We start from the raw sequence: 9,908 nt of genomic DNA on the forward strand, positions 1-9,908 counted from the left end.
GGCGGGTACCGGTCCCACCGGGTTGCCCTCGAAGTCGACCAGCAGGCGGCCTTCTGCATCACTCCCCACGACCTCGCCCACCTTGCTTCCCAGGATGGGAGCGAACGTGAGCGGGGACGTAGGTGCGGGGAGGCTCTTGGGAGCGCTCATGTGCGGACCTTCGCTGGCAGGGGGTCAGTAGTGGTCCTTGCAGACGGGACACACGGGAGGGCTCTCGGAGCCTCCCATCGCGACCGCAGGACCCTGGATGAGTGGGAACGGAGGGGTGTTCTTGTCGTTGTGAAGCATCAGGTCCAGAGCGCGCGCCACGTTCTTGCCCTCGAACTGGACGTCGAAGGAGAAGTTGACGAACTCGGCCTTGCCCTGGGTCTTGCTGGAGGCCACGCCGCCGCCAGCGGTGCCCGCCTCGTCGCCAGTGCTCGTCTTGAAGTTGGAGTCCTTCACGCAGACTGGATTGCCGGCTACCGACACCTTCTTGGTGCCCTTGTCGGTATCCGAGGACTGCGCCACGTTGGGGTATGGAATGGGCACGGGCCCGGCGGGGCTGGGCGTCTTGCACACGTCCGGAAAGGCCGTGGTGACACCGCCACTGTCCTTGGTGACCACAGACATCTTGTTCACACTGGTATTGACGGGCATGGCGTCCACTCCCCGAGGAGCAGCCTACCCGCTCGGGCGACACGATGCGAGTACCTAGCGGCTCCTACCCCGGGGTGATACCGCTGGCATCAATTCCCTGAAAGCAGCACGCGACGGCGTAGCAAATCGGTAAGCGTTCACGCAGTGGCGCTCGCCTGAGGGGGCAGTGGGGCTGCGAACGGCGGGCCTCACCCCGCTCGACTGTAACGGGCAAGGCTACCAAGAGCTAATTCTTGTAGATGTTCAGGCGGGCGTAGTTGCCGTAGCCGCCGCTGTTGCTGCCGTCATAAGCCTCAATGATGATCAACAGGGCCGTGCCCTTGGCGAGGCTGTCAAATTCGATTCTCGATTGAGCCGTGGTTGAGTAATCGTCATTGCAGCCAAGGATCTCCGAGGCGTTTCTATAATTGCGAATCTGGAGGACGGTGTCGAAGTTCGAGCCAATGGTGCTGAAGGTGTACGACCCCGTCGAGGGCGCCTGCCAGATGTAGGAGATGTCTCGCGACCCTCCGAAATTGCAACTGACGCTCCACTGATTGGAGGTCGTGCTGATAGCAGAGTAGGTGGCAGCAGGGGCGCCCAGCGCAGTGCCCAGATCGCCGATAAGCGCCTGTGCATGCACGCCCCCTGTCTCCGCGAATTCGAACGCGTCAGGATCGGAGAAACCAGGAGCCTTGGACTCCTTGGCCGGCGCCACCGTGGACTTGCCGCCTTCGAGTTCCTCGCCCTCCACTGCGGGTCCACAGGCCCCCAGCAAAGACGCCAACGCAACCACACCGAGAACAGACGTTCCGAGACTCTTCATGTTCCACCCAGTCAACCAGGAGTTGGCCAGCACTGACTTTTCATAATTTACAGTAAAAACAGCTAGTACACGTTTAGCTTGATTTCGTCTAGGAATATCGGACCGCGAGAGCGCGGGGACGCGTCCTCTCGTGGGCCCTGCCCCGGTTCCTCAACGCGGCACGTCCTCATCTGCCCAAGCCAGGGGGCTCAACGCTTCTTCACCAAGCCCAGTAAGGTGGTCCCTCCAGCATGGAGTTCTACGAGCCGCACGAGTTCGAGCGTCTGGTGGAGGCGGCGGGGACAGTGGGCCATCAGCGCCCGGCTGGCGGATGCCCTTCGCAAGCAGCGGCACCTCCGGGGTAAGCGCATCCGCTGGCGGGCCAACGGCCATGCGAAAGGGCCACAGGTGCTGCTCAACAAGTCCGCCCCAACAGGACATGCACCTGATCCTGGCGGCTATCCAACTGCTGGAGAGGACGAAGCAACGAGCCCTGGAAATGAAAACGGGCTGGAGACCTTTCGGCCTCCAGCCCGCTTCATCGTTTGGTCGGGGAGACAGGATTTGAACCCGTGGACACGGGGTGCCCTAAACCCGCGACGGCACACGCCCTTCGCCCAATCGTGAGTGAGTCCGGGCACTTCGAGTCCACGGGAAAGCCCCGCCGGTCCCACCTGTCCCCGGAAGTCCCCTCCAGTCCTGGAGACATTTTGGAGACGGCGTCAGGAGCACACCGGCAACGCGAGCGGTCCCGCTGCCAACTACCTCTTGGGGCAACTCCTCGCAGCCACGCTCACGGCCGCTCGGGGAGCTTGGCTTTCTTAAGATCAAATGAGGCCCAGCAACTTGTCGCGAGATCCACTCCCTTCGGAGGGAAGCCAGCATGAATGACCTTAAGGCCCTTCTTGTCGAGAAAATCGACGGCAGGGATAAAGTCCCGGTCACTGCTCACGAGCACCGCGACGTCATAGGACTTCTCCCAGGCCAGCCGGATCATCTCCGTCACTATGGCGGTATCGACCCCCTTCTCAACTGTGCCTGCCATGCTCCCACCACAGTGAGGGCAAACAGCTACAGAGACATGGCACAACGGACAATCGGGAGGATTCTTCGGCTTGCGCTCCATGGCGGTCACCTGCACGCCTGGAAACCGATCGAGCACGTTCGTAGCCCAATGTCGAAGCTTGGTATCTTCTGGTTTCTTGGGGTTATAGGACAGGTAGACGTGCAGGCCTTCGTATCGCATCCGGCCCTGCTGTCCGGCCTCCAAGGTCAGCTCGGCTGCGCGCTGGGTAATCCACGGACCAAAGGCCTTCCAGTCTAGCTGGAATTTCTTCCCAATTGCCTGATTGATCCCGAGCTGGAAGTTCCAGAAGTCAACGAAAATACGAACGCGAACATCTGGTGCGGCTACAGGAGCAGCACCAGCACCCACGGGACCAGTCACAGTAGGCTTCCTAGGTCTAGAAAAAAATTCAGGGGGCAACCTGTGTAGGCGCCCCCTGGGGATCTAATAGCAGAAGCCGTGGCTGGTAACCCAACCCGTATCTTCTGCGGGATTTGATGTGGGGAAGGTAACCGGGCTCGGCATATTGGTCAAGAGCTTCTTGGCCAAAACCCCTAGTACCCATCTAGGTACTTTGGGCTCTTCCCCCAGGGGGACTCCCCTCGGAGAAGTACTAGTTCGCCCCCTAGTTGGGAGAGCGAGAGAGCCAGAAACCGGTAATGCCGAATTTAGCAGGCCATATCCCCATTCCTGGGTACTGAACATCTGAGCCATGTGGGATATGCCCGACAGTCCCCTGCCGGGGTAAATGAACCCGGATAACAGTGCCTGCCGCGCCGCCTAACCTAACCGTCCCCTGTACCTAGCAGGCTGTTGAAAAAGGGCGGGCGAGCCTTCTGACCTACGACCTATTGGGGTGGGACTCCAACGTCTTATCCACGGGGTAGTAGGTCGTCACGAGGCGGAGGACTTTTTCAACAACCTACTAGATAACCACGGGAACTCCATTCTTCTGGAGGATGTGGCGGCCAGAATTCATTGAGCGGGGGCTATTCCAGGCCTACCTCCCAGCCAAGTGCATCTCGACCCGGCAAAATCTCTTAGCCATGGCGGGATAAGAACCGAGCAGAAGGCTTCGTCCCCGTACCTATCGGTGTACGGGCGAGGCGTGATCAGTCGGCGGGAAGGGGGTGAACGCCATGCTGAGCGCCGTAAGGAAGCTGCTGGCCTCGACACTCACCCGAAAGATGATGGCGGCTGTCGTCTTCGCGCTGGCCGAGCATCTTCGGGAACGGGTGAGGCACGGGCCGTAGTGCCCGGAGAGGAGGCCCATTGCGGATGTGGTGCGACTCCTCTTGCCCTTGGAGAAGGTCGCATCGTCGAGGTGCGGCCTTCACTACTCACCCCAGGAGGAACCGCACGATGCACAAGGCCATCAGCTTGAGTGCGGAGTTGGCGGAGATCAGGAACGCTGTCGAGGGGGCACGCTTCCTCGCGGATGAACTGGCCACAGGCGGCCTGGAGGATCGGAAGCGAGAGCTTCAGGCCCCACTCACCATCTCGGCCATCCTGGTCCTGGTGGAACTGCGGCTCCATCAGGTCGAGCGCGTGCTGTGGGGGGAGGAAGACCCGCTGCTGCTGTGGGCACCGCACAACGACGTGTCTCCCATCCAAGCCGAGGATGAGGAACACGACTTGGTGCTCCGTTCGTGGAACACGCCAGGGGAGCACGAGGAGCCCTCGACCCGGAAGAAGGCACTGACGCCTCCCGTGCAGGGCACGACCAGGAGGACTGGCACGTCACCGGAGGCTTCACCTGATCGACCGGCTGAGGGTGGCGATCAACCGCCCACCACGGAGCCGGAGAGCTGAGACATCCCCCACCGGGAACGTTCACCGAGCGCGGGGGAATGCAGGACGCGATCTCCGGATCAGGGGCTCCGCGTCCTGTTTTTATCTTTCATGGCGGAACCTCGGGCGTGCAGCCCGGGGCACCAGGCCGGTTGCGGAAGTGGCCGGGGAGTTCCGCAGGTGATCTCCGAGCGCAAGAAGTCCCCGGAGGCCGTGGACCCCTCGTGCGCGAGGAGCGAGAGGGCTTACACAGGGGGTACGGTCATTGGTAACCCCTGGGCGAAGACAGCTCCGCCCAGGTCGGCCCAAAAAATTCGAGGCCCCCACCACCCGGGGTCCTCTCGAAGATGGCGGGCCCCTTGAAACTGGAGCTGTAAGAAGGGAACCCCTGTCCCCGGGGGAGGGGGGCCTCTCCCGGATTCGGATAGGGCTACTGAATAGCGAGGTGGCCGAGGGGCTTGGAGCCCCTGGAGGGCTGTCAGAACGAACCTGGGATGTCACCTCACGAGCCGCAGCTTCACCCTCAACGCCTGCGTCTCGGTCGGGTTCTCCATCTTCGTGTTGGCCAGCTGGGCGCGGAGCTGGTGGAGGATGGCGAGCTGCCGCTGCATGGTGCCCTCCAATGTCCGGCGGGCCTTCTCCAGCTTCCGCAGGTCCACGTCTTCCAGCAGCAGCACCTCGGCGGCGAGCCGTTCACGCAGCGGTCCGAGGACGGCATCTTCTTCGGCCAGCTTCATGCCGAGGGCGCCCTTCACCACCCGAGCCATGTTGCCCAGGTTCTCGTAGATGGCAGGCGGGATGCGCTCCATCTCCTTGCGTTCCTGAGCCATCTTGAGCGCGGAGGCCAGGGGCTCCACCACGGCCATCGGCAGGCCCGGCAACTCGCGCAGCATCTTCACGGTCTGCTCCACTCCCGCGAGGAAGGCGCTCGTCCTCTCCGCGTCCGTCGGCGGGGAGGGGACGGCATCCACGGCCTCAATGAACCCCGTCATCATCGCCAGCACCATGCGGGTGTTGTCGAAGGTCTTGAACTCGTCCGTCTTCTCCAGCACCTCCTCCAGCCGGGCGCGCATCCGGCCGTTCTCCACCCGGCTCAACCGCTCCAGCTTCCAGGCCGTGTCCGCGAGCTGCGCGACGCTGGCAGCCTCGGGAAGGGTGGTGGGAGCCAGGGCGGCGAACCACGAGTCCAAGAACGCCTCGTAGGCTGCCGCGTCTTCACCGGGAAGAAGAAGATGCGCGGCGGAAAATCCGAAACGGACGGAGTTGAGCGAGGAGGTGGCCTTCCCCTCCCGAGTTTTCGGGCCGTGGGACTTGGCTCCATTGAGCGCGCTGGCGGCGGCCTGGAGGGCGGAGCGAACGGTGGCGTTCATGGTGGGATTCTCCGGCTGGCTCTCTTCGCGTGGGAAGGGCGAGGTGTGCGGCCCGAGGATGCGCGTCACGGATTGCGCTCCTGCCAGGTCATGGGGGCGAAGGCGGGCAGGCGCCGGTGCTCGCGCCAGCGCTGGAGGGCCACGTTGACGCTGGGCCGCTGGTAGAAGGGCGCGAGCAGTTCCACCGGCTCGCCCACGTCCTGCGCCACGCGCTCCAGGTCGAAGCCATGGCGGATGAGCAGCAGGACGAAGGCGGCCTCGCCCTCGGTGCAGCAGTAGCGGGGCATCTTCAACCCCAGCTTGCGCGTCTTCGAATCCCGCCACTGCGACTTCGCCGTGGTGCGGGGGATGGACTCGCCGCTGTCGAGGCCTTTCATCTCCCCCCACAGCGCCTCCACCCGCTGGGCCAGCTTCCACTCCACCCCGAGGACTCGCTCGCGCAACGTGGGCACGCGTGGGGGCGTCCTGGCCACGGGAGCGGGGAGGCCCACCAACTCGGGTCGGTCAACGACGCGGGCAGGCTGGGGCGGGCGGTAGCGCAGGCCGCCGAGGTCGTGGCGCTCACGAGGGCTGTGGAGGCGCTTCTTCGCGTTGTGGGCGCGAGCGTGGCTGGTGGGATTCCCCCGGCCTAGGCGCTTGATACGGGCGTCCAGTTTGTCGCCCCGCTGGTGGTGGATGACGTCTCCCTCATTGCGCTCGGGACGCAGGCCCCGGGAGGAGTAGAAGTCCCAGACGAAGTGGTGCAGCCACATCAACCGCCTCTGGGGACGAGGGTGGCCGCAGTGAGTGATGTCACATGAGGGGCAAACCCGAGGGAGGTACGCCACCCAAGGGTAGCCGTCCTCGCCCATGATGATGATGAAGCCCTTGGCCTGGAGATCGGCCAGCACCTCGTTGTTCACCTTGATGCCGTTCACCTCGGTCCAGTTCTGCCTGCTCATCGCCGTCTTCCTCCTCGGGGGCGTTCACCTCCCGGAGGCACTGGACAGGGACCTGGGCGAGGTGGACGACGGAAGGTGAAGAACGCGCAGCGTTCACACCTCCGACCTGTAGAGACACTCCGCCCAGGTCCCCGATCTATTTAGAAGGGGAACCCCTCTCGAAGCCTTCGGGGGCGTGCCGGAAGCTGCCTCGCTGCTGCATCGGGCCAGGATCGGGCGTGCTGCTTGCCGTCCGAGGGGAACTGCCGTGCGCCCCGGCCTATGGGAGGCGGCCCTGGCGCACGGTCACCAACCGCGTGACGGTGGGAACCATGGGACGCCCCGGAAACGAGCACCAGCGGGAGGCGAGCTGCGGTTGGCGGTCCGGAATCCTCCCCTGGTGACGGAGGGCCGGCGTGAGAAGGAGGGGGAGACATCGCGTTGTCTGGGCCCGAAACACTCCCCCCTGCCCGAGAGCTGGAGGGATCGTGGAGGGGGGGAGACATCGGGCCCTTTTCAATGCGGAACTCTCCCCCTGCCCGCCACGCCCAGCCATGGCAATGCTGGGGATGGGGCTAGGGTTCGCGACCCGAAAGGCCGTCTTCCTCGGCGGCTTGCCCCTCTTACCAACCCGAGGACCGCCGTGCCCGCCAGGGACGCACGAGGAGGCGGATGCAGATGGGAACAGCTCGTCCGAGTACCGGCCCCTTGCCCGAGACGCCCAAGCATCGGTTCAAGGACCAGCCGGACGCCATGAACTTGCTTCACCAGCGGCGGACGCAGGAGTGGATCGGCAGAGTCGCTGCGAATGCCGAGTCGGGCTACCGGACGGCGCGGACGTTCGCGTGGGTGCACCAGAACAAGGAGTGGCTGCTCTCGGGCGACTACCTGCGTGCACCGCCGGAGTTGCCAACGGAGGCCAGCGGCACGGACACGAGCCTGTTGACTCCAACGTTGGGTCCGCAGGCGAGCCTTTTCGCTCATGGGCAGGAGGTCTTGGCGGCGTACCACCGCTTGGTTCAAGCGGGCCAGCAACTCCGGGCCTCCGTCCACCGCTTCTACGAGCAACACCCCTGGGCGAAGGAGCACACGCGGCTGTGGATGAGCGAGCAGCGGCTGTTCTGCGCCTTCGCCATGCTCGCGGTGGAGGCCGAGGGCATGGGGCCCAAGATCTCTCCGCAGGAGATGGAGGCGCTGGCGCTCATCGTGGGCATTCGACTCCCGGGCGAGGAGTTCGAGCAGGACCCCAAATCCAACGAGCAGCGCCAAGCCGCTTGGAAGTCCATGATGCGGGACGTGAATAAGAGCGGAGTGCTGCCGCTTCTCCGGCAGATTTCCTCCGAGTTCCGTCCGCCGGAGCAGGCCACCGAGACGCCTCCGGCCTCACCCGCCCAGCAGGTCGTCTCGATGCCGAGCCCCGCAACGCCTCCCTCGGTGCAGCCCGTTACGACATCTCCCGAACCGCCCGCAGCGGTCCCTCCCGAGCAGCCCACCATGATCTCCGCCGAGCAGTCCGAGGAGGCCGGGGGGGATAAGAAGTAGGCCGGGACAAGCGGAATCCTCCCGCTCCCGTTCACCTGGCGGCACGCCCACCATGAGCCTCGTCTTCACGAGGTTCCGATGCAGGACGGGATTCATTCCAGCAGTGACGATGGGAGGCCGCCATGTCCAGCGTAGAGGCCGGGCTGCGCGATCTCATCCGCGCCCTGGTGCGCGAGGAACTGGTGGCGCTCCACGGGGATGCAGCTCACCGCGAGCTGGTGCAGGCGGGGCCTCCCGGGAGCACCACCCCGGACGGACAGCCTCCGCTCGACAAGGCCATCTACACCGCCGAGGAGGTGGCCCGCCTTCTCGGGTGCAGCCTCAAGGCCGTGTACGCGAAGGCCTCGCGCGGTCAGCTTCCAGGCGTCTTCCGCGTGGGCCGCTCGCTGCGATTCCGTGGGCGCGAGTTGTTACCGTTCATTCTCGAAGGGCGTGCGCCGTCGCCGAGGAGGTCTCGGTGATGAGCGTGAAGATCAGGGAGTACAAGAAGCGCGGCAGGAGCGGATGGGAGGTGGACATCATGTTCAAGTGGCCCGATGGCGAGCTGTACCGCGAGCGCGTGAAGGCGCCGGTGGGCTCCAAATCGGGCGCGAAGGCGTGGGGTGAGCAGCGGCAGTCCGAGTTGCTCTCACGAGGCCGCAAGGCAGTGGAGAAGAGGGCGGTGCCGACGTTGAGGGAGTTCGCGCCCCGCTACCTGGACGAGGGCGCCAGGGCCAACCGGCAGAAGCCCAGCACCATCATCCAGAAGAAGCGCATCCTCGACTTCTACCTGCTGCCCAGGTTCGGCGAGATGCGGCTGGACGCCATCAGCAACGCCGAGGTGGCGAAGCTCAAGGCGGAGCTGGTGGACCGCAGCCCCAAGACGGTGAACAACGTGCTGGTGGTGCTCAACACGGTCTTCAAGACCGCGCTCAAGTGGGGCGTCATCGAGCAGATGCCGGCCACCATCGAGCTGTTGAAAGTGGCCCCCGCCACCATGGAGTTCTACGAGCCGCACGAGTACGAGCGGCTGGTGGAAGCGGCAGCGAAGGTGGACCATCAGCACCTCGTCTTCATCCTGCTCGGCGGGGAAGCGGGGCTGCGCTGCGGCGAAATCATCGCCTTGGAGCAGACGGACGTGGATTTCATCCGGGGCGTCATCCACGTCCGCCGCTCGGAGTGGGAAGGGCACGTCACCCTGCCCAAGGGTGGACGGGCCCGGCAGGTGAACATGACCGCCCGGCTGGCGGACACCCTCCGCAAGCAGCGGCACCTCCGGGGCGAGCGCGTCCTCTGGCGGGCCGACGGCCATCCGAAGGTGACCCAGGTGCTGCTGAACAAGTGGATGAGCCGCATCCAGCGGCTGGCCGGGCTGAAGGTGACGGGAGGCATCCACATCCTCCGCCACACCTTCTGCTCCCGGCTGGCGATGGCGGGCGCCCCGGCGAAGGCCATCCAGGAACTGGCCGGGCACCAGAACCTCTCCACCACCCAGCGCTACATGCACCTGAGCCCAGCGGCCAAGTCGGCGGCCATCCGGATGCTGGAGGGGCCGAAGCAGGAGGCCCAAAATGGAGACGGGCTGGAGACCATGAAGATCTCCAGCCCGTAACCAAGTAATTCTGACTACTTAGGTGGTCGGGGAGACAGGATTTGAACCTGCGACCCCTTGGTCCCGAACCAAGTGCTCTACCAGGCTGAGCCACTCCCCGATATCCGGTGCTGCGCCAGGAACTGCTCTCGGGCCCGGCGAAGCGGAGGCGGATCTATCCGACCCGCTTTCTTGAGTCAACGCCCTCTTTTGCGCCCCCCTTCCC

At 64.6% G+C, this 9,908-nt stretch carries 9 protein-coding genes and 1 tRNA gene; 4 read left to right on the forward strand and 6 right to left on the reverse strand.

Annotated elements, in window-relative coordinates; translation table 11 throughout:
- Positions 1–174: 174 nt before the first annotated feature.
- The 3 genes from D7V93_RS28735 to D7V93_RS28745 form a co-directional block, all read right to left on the reverse strand.
- Positions 175–639, reverse strand: coding sequence for a DUF4150 domain-containing protein (locus D7V93_RS28735; protein WP_120646430.1), 465 nt, complete (start codon positions 637–639; stop codon positions 175–177).
- 226 nt (positions 640–865) lie between these two features.
- Complete coding sequence (locus tag D7V93_RS28740; RefSeq protein ID WP_147451385.1) at positions 866–1,477, reverse strand: hypothetical protein; 612 nt, start codon at positions 1,475–1,477, stop codon at positions 866–868.
- Between the two features lie 739 nt (positions 1,478–2,216).
- Positions 2,217–2,870 (reverse strand): NYN domain-containing protein, encoded by a 654-nt coding sequence (locus D7V93_RS28745; protein ID WP_158623885.1) that lies wholly within the window; start codon positions 2,868–2,870, stop codon positions 2,217–2,219.
- Positions 2,871–3,851: 981 nt separating this feature from the next.
- Here D7V93_RS28745 and D7V93_RS28750 point away from each other — a divergent pair.
- On the forward strand, positions 3,852–4,301 hold the full coding sequence (locus D7V93_RS28750; RefSeq protein WP_244237571.1) for a hypothetical protein: 450 nt from the start codon (positions 3,852–3,854) through the stop codon (positions 4,299–4,301).
- 476 nt (positions 4,302–4,777) lie between these two features.
- Here D7V93_RS28750 and D7V93_RS28755 read toward each other — a convergent pair whose 3' ends face one another.
- On the reverse strand, positions 4,778–5,470 hold the full coding sequence (locus D7V93_RS28755) for a hypothetical protein (RefSeq protein WP_244237572.1): 693 nt from the start codon (positions 5,468–5,470) through the stop codon (positions 4,778–4,780).
- A gap of 245 nt (positions 5,471–5,715) precedes the next feature.
- Complete coding sequence (locus D7V93_RS28760) at positions 5,716–6,591, reverse strand: hypothetical protein (protein ID WP_147451386.1); 876 nt, start codon at positions 6,589–6,591, stop codon at positions 5,716–5,718.
- 732 nt (positions 6,592–7,323) lie between these two features.
- Here D7V93_RS28760 and D7V93_RS28765 point away from each other — a divergent pair.
- The 3 genes from D7V93_RS28765 to D7V93_RS28775 all read left to right on the forward strand — a co-directional run bounded on the left by D7V93_RS28765 (position 7,324) and on the right by D7V93_RS28775 (position 9,703).
- On the forward strand, positions 7,324–8,112 hold the full coding sequence (locus D7V93_RS28765; RefSeq protein WP_147451387.1) for a hypothetical protein: 789 nt from the start codon (positions 7,324–7,326) through the stop codon (positions 8,110–8,112).
- Positions 8,113–8,234: 122 nt separating this feature from the next.
- On the forward strand, positions 8,235–8,573 hold the full coding sequence (locus D7V93_RS28770) for a helix-turn-helix domain-containing protein (RefSeq protein ID WP_244237573.1): 339 nt from the start codon (positions 8,235–8,237) through the stop codon (positions 8,571–8,573).
- Positions 8,573–9,703, forward strand: a complete 1,131-nt coding sequence (locus D7V93_RS28775) for a tyrosine-type recombinase/integrase (protein WP_120646436.1) — start codon at positions 8,573–8,575, stop codon at positions 9,701–9,703. The genes D7V93_RS28770 and D7V93_RS28775 overlap by 1 nt, the downstream gene beginning before the upstream one ends.
- Before the next feature lie 23 nt (positions 9,704–9,726).
- Here D7V93_RS28775 and D7V93_RS28780 read toward each other — a convergent pair.
- A tRNA-Pro gene (locus D7V93_RS28780) sits at positions 9,727–9,803 on the reverse strand.
- Between the last annotated feature and the right edge of the window lie 105 nt (positions 9,804–9,908).

Source organism: Corallococcus llansteffanensis (genome assembly GCF_003612055.1).
GTDB lineage: Bacteria > Myxococcota > Myxococcia > Myxococcales > Myxococcaceae > Corallococcus > Corallococcus llansteffanensis.

What these genes read in the sequence shown, in the direction of transcription:
- D7V93_RS28735 (WP_120646430.1), bottom strand. Translation starts at nt 639, where the DNA reads ATGCCCGTCAATACCAGTGTGAACAAGATGTCTGTGGTCACCAAGGAC.
- D7V93_RS28750 (WP_244237571.1), top strand. Translation starts at nt 3,852, where the DNA reads ATGCACAAGGCCATCAGCTTGAGTGCGGAGTTGGCGGAGATCAGGAAC.
- D7V93_RS28760 (WP_147451386.1), bottom strand. Translation starts at nt 6,591, where the DNA reads ATGAGCAGGCAGAACTGGACCGAGGTGAACGGCATCAAGGTGAACAAC.
- D7V93_RS28765 (WP_147451387.1), top strand. Translation starts at nt 7,324, where the DNA reads ATGAACTTGCTTCACCAGCGGCGGACGCAGGAGTGGATCGGCAGAGTC.
- D7V93_RS28770 (WP_244237573.1), top strand. Translation starts at nt 8,235, where the DNA reads ATGTCCAGCGTAGAGGCCGGGCTGCGCGATCTCATCCGCGCCCTGGTG.
- D7V93_RS28775 (WP_120646436.1), top strand. Translation starts at nt 8,573, where the DNA reads ATGAGCGTGAAGATCAGGGAGTACAAGAAGCGCGGCAGGAGCGGATGG.